10 protein-coding genes and 1 tRNA gene are annotated in these 17,561 nt (G+C 44.3%); 7 read left to right on the forward strand and 4 right to left on the reverse strand.

Features of this window, described 5'->3' with window-relative positions; translation table 11 throughout:
• Positions 1–86 precede the first annotated feature (86 nt).
• The gene (locus AC5WJX_RS00875) at positions 87–1,823 is read left to right on the forward strand and encodes an ABC transporter ATP-binding protein (RefSeq protein WP_494482952.1); all 1,737 of its coding nucleotides are present in this window, start codon (positions 87–89) and stop codon (positions 1,821–1,823) included.
• A complete protein-coding gene (locus AC5WJX_RS00880; protein WP_494482953.1) occupies positions 1,807–3,567 on the forward strand; it encodes an ABC transporter ATP-binding protein in 1,761 nt (586 codons plus the stop codon). Before AC5WJX_RS00875 ends, AC5WJX_RS00880 begins: the two co-directional genes overlap by 17 nt.
• Here the strand turns inward: AC5WJX_RS00880 and AC5WJX_RS00885 are convergent.
• The gene (locus AC5WJX_RS00885; protein WP_494482954.1) at positions 3,564–4,751 is read right to left on the reverse strand and encodes a metallophosphoesterase; all 1,188 of its coding nucleotides are present in this window, start codon (positions 4,749–4,751) and stop codon (positions 3,564–3,566) included. The two genes, AC5WJX_RS00880 and AC5WJX_RS00885, sit on opposite strands and share 4 nt — an antisense overlap.
• 76 nt (positions 4,752–4,827) lie before the next feature.
• Between AC5WJX_RS00885 and AC5WJX_RS00890 the strand changes: the two genes are divergently transcribed.
• Entirely contained in the window at positions 4,828–6,102 is a 1,275-nt protein-coding gene (locus AC5WJX_RS00890) for an NAD(P)/FAD-dependent oxidoreductase (RefSeq protein ID WP_494482955.1), read from the forward strand.
• Positions 6,103–6,204: 102 nt separating this feature from the next.
• Positions 6,205–7,890 carry a sodium:solute symporter family transporter gene (locus tag AC5WJX_RS00895; protein ID WP_440429974.1) on the forward strand — a complete coding sequence of 562 codons (1,686 nt, stop codon included), beginning with the start codon at positions 6,205–6,207 and terminating at the stop codon, positions 7,888–7,890.
• Between the two features lies 1 nt (position 7,891).
• Here AC5WJX_RS00895 and AC5WJX_RS00900 read toward each other — a convergent pair whose 3' ends face one another.
• Together AC5WJX_RS00900 and AC5WJX_RS00905 are read right to left on the reverse strand one after the other, a co-directional pair.
• Positions 7,892–8,545 carry a hypothetical protein gene (locus tag AC5WJX_RS00900; RefSeq protein ID WP_494482956.1) on the reverse strand — a complete coding sequence of 218 codons (654 nt, stop codon included), beginning with the start codon at positions 8,543–8,545 and terminating at the stop codon, positions 7,892–7,894.
• Positions 8,546–8,561: 16 nt separating this feature from the next.
• Positions 8,562–9,377, reverse strand: coding sequence for an alpha/beta fold hydrolase (locus AC5WJX_RS00905; protein WP_494482957.1), 816 nt, complete (start codon positions 9,375–9,377; stop codon positions 8,562–8,564).
• A gap of 257 nt (positions 9,378–9,634) precedes the next feature.
• On the opposite strand from AC5WJX_RS00905, the gene AC5WJX_RS00910 reads away from it, so the two are divergent.
• Positions 9,635–9,718 (forward strand) — tRNA-Leu (locus AC5WJX_RS00910).
• A 158-nt stretch (positions 9,719–9,876) separates the two neighbouring features.
• Here AC5WJX_RS00910 and AC5WJX_RS00915 read toward each other — a convergent pair.
• A complete protein-coding gene (locus AC5WJX_RS00915) occupies positions 9,877–11,307 on the reverse strand; it encodes a reverse transcriptase domain-containing protein (protein ID WP_494482958.1) in 1,431 nt (476 codons plus the stop codon).
• Positions 11,308–11,921: 614 nt separating this feature from the next.
• Between AC5WJX_RS00915 and AC5WJX_RS00920 the strand changes: the two genes are divergently transcribed.
• Together AC5WJX_RS00920 and AC5WJX_RS00925 are read left to right on the forward strand one after the other, a co-directional pair.
• Positions 11,922–13,058 carry a WYL domain-containing protein gene (locus AC5WJX_RS00920; RefSeq protein ID WP_494482959.1) on the forward strand — a complete coding sequence of 379 codons (1,137 nt, stop codon included), beginning with the start codon at positions 11,922–11,924 and terminating at the stop codon, positions 13,056–13,058.
• 466 nt (positions 13,059–13,524) lie between these two features.
• Complete coding sequence (locus tag AC5WJX_RS00925; protein WP_494482960.1) at positions 13,525–17,514, forward strand: hypothetical protein; 3,990 nt, start codon at positions 13,525–13,527, stop codon at positions 17,512–17,514.
• Positions 17,515–17,561 lie beyond the last annotated feature (47 nt).

A 17,561-nucleotide genomic window follows, 5' to 3' on the forward strand; every position in this document is an offset into this window, starting at 1 on the left:
CCGGGTCCTTTAGTTCCCGTATCTTCTTCTTATTGTTAAATATTCGTGTATTTTTGGTCATCATACCACGAAAGCATACGGACCAAATGGAGAAATCGACAGTGGTTAAAAAGCCAAATATTTTTAGCCTCTTAGGGCCTTATAGAAACCTGATTATATGCCTGGTGCTGTTCGCGTTGATCAGCAACGGGGTGAACCTGCTTTTACCAACGCTGATTTCCCAGGGCATAGATACCTATACCTCAGGAACATTTGATATGGAACGTACCGTGTTGTTGTTCCTGCTGGCTATTGTCCTGATCTTTGTTTTTACCTACGCACAAAGCATTGTTCAGACGTATGCTTCTGAGCGCGTGGCGCGCGATCTCCGGACGCGGCTTTCCGATCAAATTTCCCGGCAAAGCCATGCATTTGTTTTAAGAACCAATCCTTCTAAGTTGCTGACAAACCTCACGGCTGATGTAGACTCTATTAAGTTGTTTGTTTCACAGGCCATCGTTTCAATGGTTTCCTCTGCCTTTCTGATTATTGGGGCAAGTGCGTTATTGCTGTCGATTAACTGGAAACTAGGGCTTGCCATCGTTACGATCATTCCAGTGATCGGCATTACATTTTACCTGGTTTTGCGTAAGGTCAAGGTGTTATTCAAGCTGAGCAGAGAGGTTATTGACTGGCTGAATAAAGTAATTAATGAGAGTATTCTGGGCTCGGCAATTATCCGGGTCATCAATTCCCAGCAGCTGGAGGCTTATAAATTTGTAGAGGCGAATGCCCGGGCACGCGATATCTCCCTTTCCATTCTGGCACTTTTTGCCTGGCTTATTCCATTGATCATCTTTGTAGCCAATCTTGCTGGCTTAACCATACTTGTTCTGGGCGGCCACTTTGTAATTAACGGTTCAATGAGCCTCGGAGAATTTGCCGCATTCAACAGTTATCTGGCCATCCTTATCTTTCCAATCCTGGTTATTGGCTTTATGAGCAATGTTATCGCTCAGGCAACCGCATCTTACGGTAGGATAGAAGCGGTTTTGAACAGTGTAGAAGAACCCGTGCAGGGTACGATTAGCGGCGATATGCTCGGCACCGTAGAAATGCAGGATATTAGTTTGTATTTCGGGCAGAAGCCAGCACTTGAGCATATCAGCTTTCTGCTTCCAGCGGGGTCTAGAACGGCCATAATCGGACCTACCGCTGCGGGCAAAAGTCAATTACTTTATCTCTTGACAGGTTTGATCAAGCCTGGCTCCGGCAGGATATTGTTCGACAACCATGAACTTGCAAGCTACAACCAGGAAGAATTTTACCGTCAGGTAGGTTTTGTTTTCCAGGACAGTATCATCTTCAATATGAGCCTTCGGGAAAATATAGCCTTTAGCGACACCGTAACCGATGAGTCATTGAAGCTCGCGATAGAAACTGCAGAGTTGCAGGACTTCATAGATGCCCTGCCGCAAAAGCTCGATAACATCGTTTCTGAAAGAGGTTCAAGCCTTTCCGGCGGGCAAAAGCAGCGCATCATGCTTGCACGGGCTTTGGCGATCAACCCCAGGATATTGCTGCTGGACGATTTTACGGCGAGGGTGGATACCTTGACGGAAAAGAAGATCCTGGATAATATCGCCAGGAACTATCCCGGACTGACCTTGTTGTCTGTGACCCAAAAAGTGGCTTCTGTAGAAAACTATGATAAGGTCATTGTGATGATGCAGGGGGAGATTATTGCACAAGGAACCCACAAGGAGCTATTGAAGAGCAGTCCTGAATACGTCCAGATCCATACTTCACAACAGAGTACAAGTAATTATGAATTACAATCTTAATCAGGACAACAACAAACCGGCGAAAGGCTCTACAGTTGCTGCCCTGAGGAAACTATTACAACTTATCTCCGCAGAGCATAAGACCTTAGTGCTTGCGCTGGTCACCATACTCGTTAATTCCGGGTTATTGCTGGTCGGTCCTTTGATCATCGGTTATACCATCGATCATTATGTGCGTACCAAAGACTTCGAGGGAGTACTCCGTTATTCGGGATTGCTACTGGGGATGTACCTGATAGCGCTTGTTACGGGATACTTCCAGTCTAAGTTAATGGGAGGTGTGGCACAGCGCATGTTATACACCCTTCGAAATGCGATTTTCAACAAGATCCAGGAGCTCCCGGTTGCATTCTTTAACCAGAACAAAGCTGGTGATCTGATCTCCAGGGTGAATAATGATACAGACAAGATCAATCAGTTTTTCTCTCAATCGCTCATGCAGTTTTTAGGGAGCATGGTGACCATGATCGGTGCCGGGGCTTTTCTGCTTTCGATTAATACCCGGCTAGGGGCTGCAGCATTAGGACCTGCAGTGCTAATCTTGGTTTTTACAGGCATTGTGTCGCCCTGGGTTAGAAGAAAAAATGCTAAAAATTTGAAGAGTGTCGGTGGCCTGAGTGCAGAGATTCAGGAAAGCCTGAACAATTTCAAAGTGATCATTGCCTTCAACCGCCGCGATTACTTCAGGAAAAAGTTTGACGAGGCTAATCAGGATAACTACAAGTCTGCGATTGGGGCGGGCCTGGCCAATAACGTGTTTGTACCGGTTTATGGCCTGTTTTCCGGTATGGCACAGCTTGTGGTACTCGCCTATGGCATTTACCTGATCAGCAATGGTGAATTCACGGTAGGACTGTTGGTCAGTTATTTCTCCTATGCGACGAACTTCTACAATCCGCTGCGGCAGTTGGCTGCACTATGGGCAAACTTCCAAGTGGCCATGGCTGGATGGGATCGTATCTCCGCCATTTTAAACCTGGAAAATGATCTTGCCGTCTTACCCCAGGGAACAGCTGCTGCGGAATGCAGCCTTCTGGAATTTAAACATGTTCACTTTGGTTATGAGTCGGGAAAGGAAATTTTGCACGACATTAACTTTAAGCTGGAAAAGGGCAAGACTTATGCGCTTATCGGCCCCACAGGTGGGGGGAAGACGACTACCGCTTCTTTAATTGCCAGGTTGTACGATCCTACACAAGGCACAGTTTTACTGAATGGCCGTGATATCCGTACCTATTCAGCAGCGGAACGGACAAGCCAGATCGGGTTTATTTTACAAGAACCATTTTTGTTTACCGGCTCTGTCAGGGACAACATTCTTTACGGCAATCCAAAATACAAGGATTTTGATAATGCTGCTTTGGAGGAGGTGATCAAGCAATCTGGACTAGAGACCTTGTTGAACCTTTTCGATGAAGGCTTGGAAACTGCGGTTACTTCTGGCTCAGACAACATCAGCCTGGGACAAAAGCAATTGATCGCCTTTATGCGTGCGGTACTAAGAAATCCACAGTTACTGATTCTGGATGAAGCTACTGCAAACATCGATACCATCACCGAGCAACTGTTAGGGGCGATATTAAGTAACCTGTCGAAGGAAACAACCGTGGTCATCATTGCGCATCGACTGAATACCATTGAAAATGCGGATGAGATCTTTTTCGTGAACTCCGGTGAACTTGTTCGTGCAGGCACCATGCAACACGCATTAGACTTGTTGCTGGAGGAAAAGCGTAGCAGTTAGGGTTTTTTCCGGAGTTCAATCACCGTAATTTCAGGCCAGATTCCAACACGTCCGGAAAAGCCAAGAAAGCCAAATCCCCGGTTGATGTTCAAGTAGCGTCCATTTTCTTCCTTGATACCTGCCCAATGCGCATAGCGATATTTCACCGGGCTCCACTTGATGCCAAAGGCCTCTAGTCCGAACTGCATACCGTGGGTATGGCCAGCCAAAGTGAGGTGTATCTTCGCTGGTAATACTTTTATTTCGGATTCCCAATGCGTCGGATCATGCGACAAAAGGATTTTGAAATCATCTGGTTGTGTGCCCTGCAGTGCTTTTTTCAGGTCGCCCCGCTGGCCGAAGCCCAATCCCCAGTTTTCCACGCCGGCAAGGATAATTCGTTGACCGCCTTTCTCAATGACCACATGTTCATCCAGCAGTAAGCGATAGCCCATCTGTTTGTGCAATGACTTCAACTGTTCCAGGTTCGTTCGTTTATTCGCTTCTGTTTCCCACTTTACATAGTCGCCATAGTCATGGTTACCAAGTACTGAAAATTGACCATAGGGTGCTCTGATCGTTGAAAACAAGTCTACCCAGGGTACAATTTCCGAAGCCTTGTTGTTCACCAGATCACCTGTAAATACAAAAAGATCAGCTTGTTGTTTGTTGATCAGGTCAATGCCTCTACTTACGGCCTTACGGTTTTGGAAACTTCCGGCATGCACATCTGAGATCTGTGTAATGGTGAAACCGTCAAATGCTTCCGGGAGATCTTCAAACTCCAGTACATGCCGGATTACCCGATAGGCATATTTCCCACGTACCATACCATATATGAAAGTTAGTATGCTGAGCGCGAGCATGGCTGAAGCGAACACCACCCAGGCGTAATTTCGCGGTTGATGCAGGATCAGCCGGTAAATATCTCCTGGAGCAAGTGAAAGTACAAAGATGAACTCACTCACCAGCAGGATTAAAAAGGCATGTGAAATGATCTTGAAGAAGCCATCCATACCTCGCCTGGGAATCCTCCTGAATGCGATAATTAAGGAAGCGCATAGCAGCAGTACAAATGTCCAGAAGAGAAGGGGCAGCAGGGGATTTCCGCTGAAGAATTGTAAGCCGGATAATGTGTAGGTGTTTAGGAAGAAGAATATCAGGAGAAAGAGTAAAAAAGGGATAAGAGGATTTTTGCTTTTCATGGAACCGGCTTTGCTTATTGTCTGAAATGTAAACTATCTACCTTTAACAATGTTTAATTATAATCAGAATTAAATTATGCAGAAACATATAGTGGTAGTTGGTGGCGGGTTTGCTGGCATAAATCTGGCAAAAAGTTTAGGCCGGCATCCCAACTTCAAAGTAACGTTAGTAGACAAGAACAATTATAATTTTTTTCCTCCACTTGTTTATCAGGTGGCTACGGCATTTCTGGAGCCCTCCAGTATAAGTTATCCTTTTCGCAAGCTGTTTGCAGGTAAAAAGAACCTGTTTTTTAGGCTTGGAAGGTTAAAGCAGGTGCTGCCTGAGGAAAATAAAATAGTTTTAGACAATGGCGAACTGAGTTATGACTACCTGGTTTTTGCGACCGGAGCGGAAACCAACTTCTTTGGGAATGAAAATATCAAGAAGCACGCAATCCCAATGAAGACGTTGAGTGATGCGATCGCCATGCGGAATGTACTGCTGATGCGTATGGAGCAGGCTTCTATATGCAAGAATCCACAGGAGGCGAACAGATTGCTGACCATGGTTATTGCAGGTGGTGGACCAACCGGGGTGGAGATTTCGGGGATGTTTGCCGAGATGAAGAAAGGGATACTTCGCAAAGATTATCCTGAGCTTATCGGCAGTAACGGACTGGTCTATTTGGTGGATGGCGGGAAATCCGTACTATCGCCAATGAGCGAAAAGTCGCAGACCGACACGATGGAGGTACTTACCAGGTTAGGGGTAAAGCTGATTATGAGCACCCATGTAAATGATTTTGACGGCGATACGGTGACCTTATCGGACGGTATGCAAATTCAGTCGAAAAACCTTATCTGGGCTGCGGGTGTGACGGCAAAGATCTTTGATGGCATACCGGCGAGCTGGTATGGACGTGGAAAAAGATTGCTTGTGGATGAATATAACAAGGTGATTGGTTCGGAAAATATCTATGCGATTGGAGATACTGCGCTGATGCTCTCCGACCCGGAATTCCCGAATGGGCATCCGCAGGTTGCACAGGCGGCAATACAACAAGGAAAGCTGCTGGCAAAGAACTTTAAGAATATGGCTTCCGGGAAGAGTCCGGAAGTGTTCAGGTACAAAGATCAGGGCTCCATGGCGATCATTGGCAGTGCAAAAGCTGTTGTAGATTTGCCGAAGCCGAAGATACATATGAATGGTTTGGTCGCATGGCTGGTCTGGCTGTTTATTCACTTGATGTCTTTGATCACGTACCGCAATCGTGCACGAACCTTCTGGAATTGGACGGTAGCTTATCTTTCCCGCGATCAATCATTACGCATGATCATTAAACCACCGGATCAGGAAGATATCGTCTGATTTCTTGACGGATATTTTGTTGCCCAAATTGTACATCGAATTCAAAAGTATTTTTGAAAAAACCTGCTATATTCAAATTTTCAAATATATACTCCTAAATTGATGAGCGGATTACATACATACGATTACATCGTATTTCTCATTTACTTTCTTATTGTTTCCAGTTATGGCTTCTGGATCTACTACAAAAAGAAATCAGCGTCTAAAGATTCCAAAGACTATTTTCTAGCGGAAGGTTCACTAACCTGGTGGGCGATAGGCGCTTCTTTGATCGCCTCTAACATTTCGGCCGAGCAGATGATCGGGATGAGTGGCTCCGGATTTAAGCTGGGGCTGGCAATTTCTGCGTATGAGTGGATGGCAGCAGCAACGCTGATTATTGTAGCCATTTTCTTTATGCCAGTTTATCTGAAGAACAAGATCTTCACCATGCCGCAGTTTTTAAGTCAGCGGTATAATGAAAAGGTGGCCATGATCATGGCGGTTTTCTGGCTGATGTTGTACATTGTTGTGAACCTGATGTCAATCTTGTACCTGGGTGCACTCGCGGTGAGTGGGATTTCCGGCCTGAACATCACCTTATGTATCTTGGCCTTAGCCGTCTTCGCGATCTTCATTACGCTGGGAGGGATGAAAGTTATTGGCTATACAGATGTGATCCAGGTGTTTTTCCTGATACTTGGTGGTTTGGTAGCAACTTACCTGGCTTTAAACCTGATCTCCGATAATCAGGGCATTACCAAAGGATTTGCAATGCTGACCGATGGCGCTTCAGAACACTTCCATTTGATCTTTGACAAAGACAACCCGAACTATATGGACCTGCCTGGTTTAAGCGTGCTTATTGGCGGGATGTGGATTGCGAATCTCAGCTATTGGGGCTGTAATCAGTATATCACCCAGCGTGCCTTAGGTGCTTCGTTGCCTGTTGCACGTTCGGGACTTTTGTTTGCGGCATTTCTAAAAATGCTGATGCCGGTTATTGTAGTTATTCCTGGTATCGCAGTTTACTACATTGTTAAAGAAGACCTCGGGGGGATCAGCGGTGAAAACCTGCTAACCGCTTCAGGGGTTCAGGATCCTAATAAAGCGTACCCGGCCCTGTTGGGCTTGCTGCCAGTCGGCCTTAAAGGTTTGTCTTTCGCCGCCCTTACCGCTGCAATTGTGGCTTCCCTGGCAGGCAAGGCAAACAGTATTGCAACTATTTTTACATTGGATATTTATCAAAAGGCCTTCAATAAAGCTGCCTCTGAGCGTAACCTTGTGAATGTCGGCAAAGTTGCTGTGGTGGTTTCGATGCTGCTGGCGGTTGTACTTTCATTGATCGTTGGTGACGCGTTGATGGGAGAGGGGAAACAAGGATTCCAATACATACAAGAGTACACCGGATTCGTGTCTCCGGGTATTTTCGCGATGTTTATTCTAGGTTTCTTCTGGAAGAAGACCACATCCAATGCCGCTTTATTTGCGACCATAGGTGGGTTTATCTTCTCCGTAGTGCTCAAGTTTTTACCGGGATGGATGGACCTGTCCCCCTTGTACAGCATCGGTTGGGCAGTAGCGAATGCAAGTGGTGTTTATGAGATCCCTTTTATGGACAGGATGGCCATTGTGTTTGCGTTGTGTATCCTGGGCATGTACCTGATAAGTATTTACGAGCACAAAAAAGGCGTAGTAACGAAGGGTCTGGAGATTGATGCTAAGATGTTTAAAGTCTCCACCTCTTTTGCGGTTGGTTCATTAATTATCTTTGCTTTAATTGTAGCCCTGTATTCTGCCTTTTGGTAGGTTATTCAGGCGTGCGGGTTTGTTTTACCACTTCTTTAATGAGGGTGTCTAAATCCTCCGCACTTAATTCGAGTAACTTGATGAGGTTTTCGCCCTCGTCGGGCATTTTAACGTCTTTAAGAATGGCCAGGAGGCCTAGCATATTTGCTAAGGGCCTCCTTATCATATGCGACTGGTTCATGGCAATTTTAAGGAACTGCTCATTATTGTCATCAATGATTTTTTTAGCAGAGTTCAGGCTTTCTTCGGCCATGCGTTTAGCCAGCAACAACTCTGCTTCGTATTTTTTGCGATCAATGATCTTTAACAGGTAAGCATTGATCAGGATTATCTTTCCTTGTTCATCCTTATACGCTTTGCCATTGAATAGCGCATCAAAATTTTCTTCATTTGAGATAAAAGTCAGGTTGATTTCGTTGCTATAACTTCGGAGGTTCAATAATGGGTTGATTACCATTTGAAAGTACAGCGCGCTTCCCTTGGTCAAGAGTTTGAAGAAGTTTTCAGAAGATAGTTCTGCTTCTGTTTTCTGAAACCAGCTGTAAAATGTACCATTCCCTTTAACAATATTGCCACTTGGTTCAAAGGAGATGAACCCTATTGGCGCTTCATTAAAGATAAATTCTGGGTTAACAAAGTTGTCAAACTGGGTCATGGTACTGATGTTAAGCTTAGGAGCTTTGAAGAAATGATTTCAATGCACGAATCACGCTATCTGGATCACTTAAGTGTGGGCAGTGCCCACTGGACTCTAGGAAGGTAATCTGGTTCCCAGGGGTAATCTTTTGAATATAGCTGGCAATATCATCATTGGTCAGGAAATCTTCCCGGCATTGTATGGTAAGACTCGGTACTTTCAGGTTTGCAAGATCTTCGCGGTTATCGGAGAGGAAGGTTACTCTGGCGAACTTTTTAGCGATCTCCGGATTTGTGCTGCAGAAGCTGGTTGCCAGGCCGTCGGCAAGCTCCGGGCGGTCCGGGTTGCCCATAATATGGCCAGCTAGGGTGCTGGACCAGCCGAGGTAGTTACTGTCCATGATGTCGAGCAGCTCTTCGAGTTCGTCGCGTTCTAAGCCTCCCGGATAGTTTACATCGTTTAAGTACCTTGGTGAAGGACCGATAAATACGAGTTTGCTAAACTTCGCCGGTGCCATATTAACGGCAAGCAAGCCGATCATACTGCTCACAGAATGGCCGATGAAAACCACATTTTGGAGGTTTAAGGCTTCACAGATCTCCAATACGTCTGTAGCGTAGCCTTCAAGGCTGCTGTAACGTTTGTCATCGTAGGCACTAAGGTCTGAATGTCCTGCACCAACGTAGTCGAAGAGCACAATCTTGTATTCCGCTTCGAAAGCAGGGGTGATTAATCTCCAGGTGTTCTGGTCGCATCCAAATCCATGTCCAAACATGAGTACCCGGGAACCTTTTCCGACAACCTTTACATTGTTTCTAAGACATACTGGAGAATTAAGAGCATCGTTCATGGTTTATATTTAGCAGTGGCAAAATTAGAGAATATTGTGTAAAATAGTTCATCACTGAGAAATTGTCAAGTGATTGCGTATAAATACATACATTTTTAGGTGCTTGGAGGCTTATATCTAAGAAGATGTTTAGTACGAAACTGGGAAGTTGAAACCATTATCGTTCTGTGTGCTGGTATGTCGTCCAGTATTGCGCAGCGTTTAGCCGTAGAAAGAATTTTGAAAACCCGTACAAAGATTTATATTTGCGGCCATATACCCGGGTGGCGAAATTGGTAGACGCACCATCTTGAGGGGGTGGCGCTTGAAAAGGCGTGGCAGTTCGAATCTGCTTCCGGGTACAACTATCCCGCTTGATCGTGTTTTAGGCGGGATTTTTCTTTGTTGGGGACAGATATGGGTACAGTTTTCGTGTTTTTAGGTAACTATGTGCATCTTTTCATTATCAAGTTAATCACAATTCACGAATCCTGTAGGCCTCAAAGCTTATTGTGGTTTTTCAAGAAGATTTCTGGGTAAGGTGCTTGAAAATTGCACTGTTGAAAATCTTTTTATAGTTTCTCAACTGATGGCTCATTGCAGCTTGCTCCCCCATTGTTACTCCAGAACGTTCAACGTAGGAGAAGTAGTTGCTATTATTTTTTTTGACCTTCTTCTTAACTTTTAAGGTATAAAAACCTTGACGATTTCTAATCAGCTGTTTTCTAGTGATTTGTCTCTTTGGTGAATCAAGTCCGAGCTCGCTGTAAACCCTTTTCAGTCGATTCCTGAATATAATCGGATCCGTGCCATTTTTGGAACTTATCCTGATCGCCCGAGATGCCTTCTTTTTCACGGCGTAAACCATCCGTCGATAGAATTTGGCTAAATTGGCAGACTTTATTAGGGTCTTGTCCCCATAGAACTCAAATCCAAGATAGGTCAGCGGCTTACCAATTGTTGATTTTTGCGCTGTCATTAAAATTGAGGTCGTCCTGTTTTTATTAGGGCTTCGTTGGAAGCGCTTAAACAGGAACTTTTCAGTTTTGTCTGTACTGATCTCTACCTTGCTTTCCAAAATTTCCCTTAGAACAAGTTGCTCAATCTCCTCAGCCTGCTCAGGTGAGCAGATAATCAAGATATCATCAGAATATCTGCGGTAGAATCCACTACGGGTATTTACTACCATCTGCAAAATTAACTTGTCAAATTCAAAAAGGTAGAGGTTGGCCAGCACCGCGCTGATCGGAAGACCTTGGGGTATACCAACTGGAACTTTGTCTTTAACGAAGGGGTGCTTGAATATTTTAAATTCCCTGTTCTTGATTGACTCACGAAAATCCAGCTCATTAGCAAAAAAAGCTTCCTTACCATGTATTTTCCTGATTGCCGCAAGTTTTTTTTCATCAAATCCATTCCGGCGACCCCGCACATTCGATTTCAAGCGTAAATCATCCTTTAGTATGTATCTGAAATCTGTTGCCGCATTGAAAACATTGAAGTGCGCCGAGTTCAGCCGGTCGACCTTTAGCAGCCTGCACCATGCCTGTTTTAATTTATCATGGTTCAACTGGCTAAAAAAGCTCTTAATATCGAACATTAAAACAACACAGTCGTTGAGCGCTCGCCTTTGGATTTCCTGAAAGGCTTCACTTGCAAAGTGCGCAGTACTCTTACCCTCTTCTTCGACCTCATCCTCAGAGTCACTCTCTACCGGAATCTTCCGATAAGCAATAATGCAATCCGAGAGGCCTGGAACTGTTTCTAACTCCTCTTCGTACAATTTTAGAAGCATTTCAGCATAATAGCCAAAGATCATGCTATCGATGTGGGTGGCATAATGAAGTGGTCTTGATTTAGCTGTACTTAGCCACTTTCCATCCTTCAAATACTTATGCCCCCTCAAGCTGGTATTTCCTGGCAGCTTCTTATATTTTCTTTCCTTAATCACAGAGTGGATTAGCGGAAAAAAGCCGTGCCTTGCAACAAAGTAGTCACTCTGAACCTTTTCGTATATCTCTATGTATTTCTTAAAGACGTCAATTTTTGGGGTAATGTGTAGGTAGCCCCTGCTTTTCATCCAAGCAGGCCGCTCTTTGAAAGGAGGGATCATAAAATAGTCTTGCAACGTAGTGTAACGGGTTTTCTAATGATAAACATACTTAATGATTGTTAAGGCCAGCACCCAATAACTGAGTCACTTAATTTTTCCAATGTAATATACAAGGCAATTAACAAAGTAACAACAACACATAAGATGGTATTGATAATCTCAATTATTCTGCGTATATTAGAGGTATGCTTAATAAGCACTCCTGAACAGGTAATAGTTCATTCATTTCTTCTGCTACTCTGGAGAGTATGTGAAGTCGTGAAGACCCTATCTGGTCAAATAGAGCTCATTCATGGCAATCTCTTACCTGCTACCCTGTTTCAGATAGACAGTAAATCTCAAATTTTATCCAAATTTGTAATTTTGTAACCTAACTAAATGTTTACAGCCCTCTCGTTGCAAGACTATCACGAATATAGGAAATATGTTTCAATAATTTTTTATGTTTAGAGATGGAATCTAAATTATTTAGCATTGGAGATATTGTTGCGCTCAAGACCCATCCCTACCTGCAAAATTCTACCGATATTGTGATTAGTGGGGACCATCTTACCGTCCCTCCATTATTGGTCGTTACAGAGATTTACCGGGAAAAGCAGAAAGCTATCGGAAAAGAGTGCCACCTCGAAACGTTCAAATATAAGTGCCTATATTTTTCGGTAAAGCAGTACAGATTTGTTGAACTATCTGTCATTGAAGGTGATCTGAAGCTAATTGTCGGCACCGTCTCAACCATTTGTGCACCAACATTGAAGAGAGGCGACATCATAGCCTTAAAGTGCGCTCCATTGGAAATGGGGAAAAGAAAGTCCTCGTTAAATTATCAAGATGATTTCGGCGTTAGCAAGTCCAGTACAACAATCAATGCGCTCTTATCGTACCTAAGTCCAGTAATGCAAGTTGTTAATATCGGGAAACACACGAGCAAGAGCCCGTTGCGGACCAAAACAGGAAAGGAAATTCGTCAGGTACCTTTTTGGGATCTCACTTTATCGTATTTCGATCCTTCCTCTGATAAGGTTTCTGAATCTACTTTCCCACTCGAAGCATTTGAACTCATACCTGATGTGGACGTAGATTTGATTGATCTTGTAAGTACTACTATTGAAAATGAAGCATATTTAACACTTCTGTCTCGGGGAAAACTCTCACTTGTAAAGCCAGTTAACGTTAATAATAGGGCAGGAAAATATTTTCTCCGCGGGTATGATTACCTATTGAATAGGATAGAGGAGTTTCCAATAGTCAACGAAAGCGATCTTAAAATAGCCCTAAAGCCCTTTGTAAATCAGGTTCCAACTTTTGATATCCTCAAGAATCCTTCCTCGGCGACACCTGAATATATTTTGAACGAAATTGGTATGGCGATAAATGATGCCGCAAAAGATAGGGGCTGTATACGGATAAAATATAAGAGCCGCAATGATCAGATTAGCTATCGTACCATTACTAACTTTCAACTTGTCCAGATTAAAGAAGGAGCTCTGGAAGTTAACTACCTCTCGGGATTTTGCCTACTGCGTCAAGCAAACAGAAACTTTAGGGTAGACCGTATCCAATCATTACAGCAGTTGACGATTAGCTATTAAAATCCAGCATTTTAATCATCGATCTTAAAGTTATGGATTACCATTTTGAATTATCATTCACTCATTATCTAAAATTAAAAGATTACTTTTTGCTTAATGGAATGAGTTCTTGATAGTGACGAAAGGTAGCATTGGTTGGGTGGAGGAGAGTACACAGCTTTTACTCTTAGTCTTTTTCCTGATCAAAATTGAGGGAATAGTGATAAAGGAGCAACATTGCTTTTGTACAATCTAGTATTAACTCACTATACTCATTGACATTTTTCCATAAATTCAAACAATATATGATAAACATTGAGCCTAGGAAATTCCTGCAGTTTCATTTGCGCAGCTTGTTAATCGGGTTGACTAGCAATGAGGGGTTTGAAGTTGCTATTCTTCTTAAAAGACCGTGAAATTGTTAGACATTCCCGAATAACCATGGTATTTTTACCTGTTGATTTTTAAAGTAAAGATATAATCGCCGATGAGCCTATTAATTGCCAGAAAATACCGCGAGTTCAAGGAGTCCCTCCTTTCAGGGCTAGGTTGCCATAACAACAACAATCATAAATACGCCATTTTCGACTTCCGTAGTGCGGTTGAGGCATTCATGAAAATATTCATTCTGGAGGAATACGGTGAAGAGATTGGGCATGGCATGATAAAGGGGATTTTGGACCAAGATGGAAATGAGCCTGGCACAGGAGAGAATATGTCATATTCGGAGATGTTCTCTCTTATGAACCGACGATCGTTGGCCGACAACAGCATAAGAGCTGCGATTAATCGGTTAAGGCGTACACACCCGGCCGCGCATAATCCCAATGACCCGATTGACTACCCGGGTATTTCAAACTCCTGTATAGCTGATATCAGGCTGCTTTCCCGATTTCTTTCGGCCAAGTTTGGCCAGGCGGAAAGTGTTGAACTCCAAGCCGCCTTCGATGGGGACACTGCAGCGGGAAGCGGTGTTGGCTTAGAGGATGATCCATGGGCAGAGGTATGCCGACTTACCGATAACTTCGATAGAATAAACCGGTATATCCTCGTTTCACCGCCGCAAATTACAGGTGCTGACAATACTTGGCTAGGCCCACTTTTGCGGGTAGACTGGTCGGTAGTACTTGACTTTGACTCCTCCACTAAGATCAATGGCCTTCAGTCATGCTATGAGAACCTAGAAAATAAAAGTATTGTCAACCTTACCCTAAAGAACAGGGGACAGCGGAATATGGTAGGCAATGGCGGTCCTGGAAGTACAAACTGGATGTTTGCGAATGGGATCTCGACTATCCCAGAGATTATCAGCCGGAACAAAGCAGGGTGGCGCACGCTTCAGTACCACAAGTTCATGCAGGAAATGATGAAGGAGTTTTTTTCAAGGGAAGTGCACCCATATGTGTTTATTTACTTGTGGGACGACCTGAGCTATATCCAAGAACTGATAAAGATTTGGGACAATGTCGGTCTGCCGCTCGACTTGGCAAGACATATATTTATCACGGCAGATGAAAACGCGGCCGATGAATTTCGAAGTTATTCTGAGTTGGGATTTAACGTGACAGTAGCCCAGATGAGCGCCCAGGCATTTGTTGGAAGACTGCAGGAGTTTCTCGAACAGCCGCAAGCCGATGATCAGCGTTTTATGGTTCCCGGCAGGACAAAGGAGCAGGAGCAGGATACGATCGACGTTACCGATATCTTTCACCGATTGGCTGACGATGGCATTAACGTGATCTATCAGTCCATATACAACGAAAAGCCCTTCAATGACGCCAACAAGATGCCTGCTTTTTTAAAAGGAGAGGATATCAACTGGCATGAGCTTGCCGTTGGAACCGACGTTAAGCGCCATCGCTACCAGGAGCTCTCTAACTCTATCCGATCATTGCTCGGATCCACAAAACGTTCCCGCAGATATGATCTGGTGCATAAACCCGGTGCTGGTGGAACTGTTCTGGCGCATCGTGTCGCATTCGATTTTCGAGGTCAGTTCCCTGTCGTGATGATTTCTAGGAGCAGCGCAAGAATTTTTCAGTCGCTTTCGACTTTTTTGGACAAGGTTAACCAGACCGTTTTAGCTATTGTTGAGGCTTCGGTGATTGATCAGGTGACTATGGACGAGCTGATTAGGGAATGTAATTCAAGGAAGCTCAATGTTGTATTTCTTTACATCAGAAGATCCCTGCAGGTAGACAGAACTAGGGACTTTACCTTTTTTGTGAACGATTCAATGGCTGACAAGCTTGAAATGGATCAGTTTATCAATCTGGTCAGACTATTTGGGCCTGAGGGAGAGGCAAGTCTGTTAATGCAGGGGAAGCGGCAGCCATCGGAGCTAGAAGTCATCGAGTTCACACTTTCCATTAACCAGGAAGAGTTCAACAGTGAACGGCTTGGTCAATATGTTGACTCATATATAGAAGAGATGCCAGAAAGTCACGTAACATTTCTGGTATATGTCTGTTTTGTTTACTATTATTCACAAAAGGGGCTTTCTCACCATGTGTTCCGTTCGCTTTTCAAGTCAGGGCTTTTATCCGAGTTAAAACATCTGCCAAAGGAAAAAAGGTATATTCAGAAGATGCTGGTACAGCAGATTGACCTCCAGCGCCAGGAACCAGGTGAATATTGGCGCCCGAGATTTTCCAAATTTGCTGAGATTGTACTTTCCCAAGTCCTTGGCATGGGAAAGAAAGACCAATGGAAAGACTACATCAATTCATACGCTAAGAAGTTCATAGAGGATATCAGAGCGAGCAACGAGTATCTTGTTGACGAGACGAGGGATCTTCTCAAATCTGTCTTTTTCAATCGTGGAGATGACATGCCGGACCATGGAGAGCAGCCCGGAAACGGACAGGAGAAGTTCTCTAGGTTGATGTCTGACATCGGGGCTAAGGATCTTCAGCTCGAAGTACTGAATGCGCTCTTGGAAGCCTATCCGGATGAAAGCCACTTCCAGGGACAGTTGGGACGTTTCATCTTTGAGAAGGCCGAAGAATGGAGTGAATTCCGAAAAGCTGAAGAGCTGATTAGTGATGCATTGGATACATCAGACGGCAGGACAGACTACAACCTTCACCACATTGCAGGTATGTGTAAAAGTAGAGAGATAAAATTTCTGTTCAGGCACTTCAAACAAAACGGGTCGTCGTTGATTATCGAAAGCCGCCTTAAGGAGCTAGCCGAAATTGGTTCGCGACATTTTAATGAAAGTGTGCGCATAAATAACTCCAATGTACATGGTTATGTCGCTCACCTTCAGATGCTTATGGAAGTGATTGATTACGGCCGTGACCTGTCGGGCATCGACAATAGGTGGAACTTTCTTAATTCGCCCGAAAAGCGATGGTATATGGAACAGTATTCCGAAATTCAGCGACTAATCGAGATGACCAAGTCGCTAATGGAAAACGAGGAGACCCTTGGGCTCTCCAACCGGATCATCAAAACTAGGCAGCACCTTCGCAAAGGTGAGGCGAGGGCATTGGAGCTGCTCGGTAACTTCCGTGGATCAATCGAGGTATACAAATCCATGATCGACACTGTCGAACGTGGATATCGGCCCCATATGCGCATTATGGTAATCTATGCGATTCTGATGGCCAAGGTTCAGGGTAACAAACGGAAGATCGATGAGGCATGGAGTAGACTGAAGACAGAGGAGGAGCTGACCATCAAAAAAATGCTCAGTGATAATATTCTCCAGGATCCGTCACATGTGTTGAGCTTTAAGCTATGGTTTAAACTGGTAAGATTTTCGAATACTGATACAAACCGGGACGAACTCATCGCAAGATTCAGAGAATGGCACGAAAGAGCCGGAGAGTCGAGAATCTTGCGAACCGAAGCTGCCTTTTATCTCTATATACTCTATGCCATGGAGTTGATTTCGGCTGGAGATTCTTTCAGCCCGGCGGTTCGTGCTAATTGCGAATACTACAATGAACAGAGCCGCAACAACTCGTTCAATAAGAAATTCGTGTTTGAACACCTAGGCTACGGCCAGGGACTGGATGCGCTGATAAACCACAGGGACGTGAGGGATACTGATGAAGATATGTTTCAGCGCGTAAAAGGAACGGTTGCGACGATCAATGCCAGACAGGAAGGAACGATCACCCTCGAATGTGGGTTAGAGGCATTTTTCGTTCCCAAAGAAGGTAACTATACTCAGATGAAAGATGAGACCTCCGATGTAACCTGTAGGATAGGCTTTCGGCCAGAAGGTCTAGTTGCATTCGATGTAAGGCGAGTATCTAAGAATGAAGCTGGTTCTATGTCTCCGATTTCGGAGCAGGAGGAGCTGGGTGAACAGGAGATTGTAGAGCCGATTGAACCGGAGGTATTGCAGGAAGAGAAAAGAGAGGATTCCGAGCTATTCCGCGGAAATTTCAGAAAGCTCGAACGACCGAAGGTCATTACTAAGATTGTGCTCGATGAACAGATGACCAGAAAGCGCAAAAAGTGACACTTACTAAAAAAAATTGATAGCCGCATGGAGGTGATATTTCAAAA

Source organism: Pedobacter sp. NEAU-ZC8 (genome assembly GCF_059278965.1).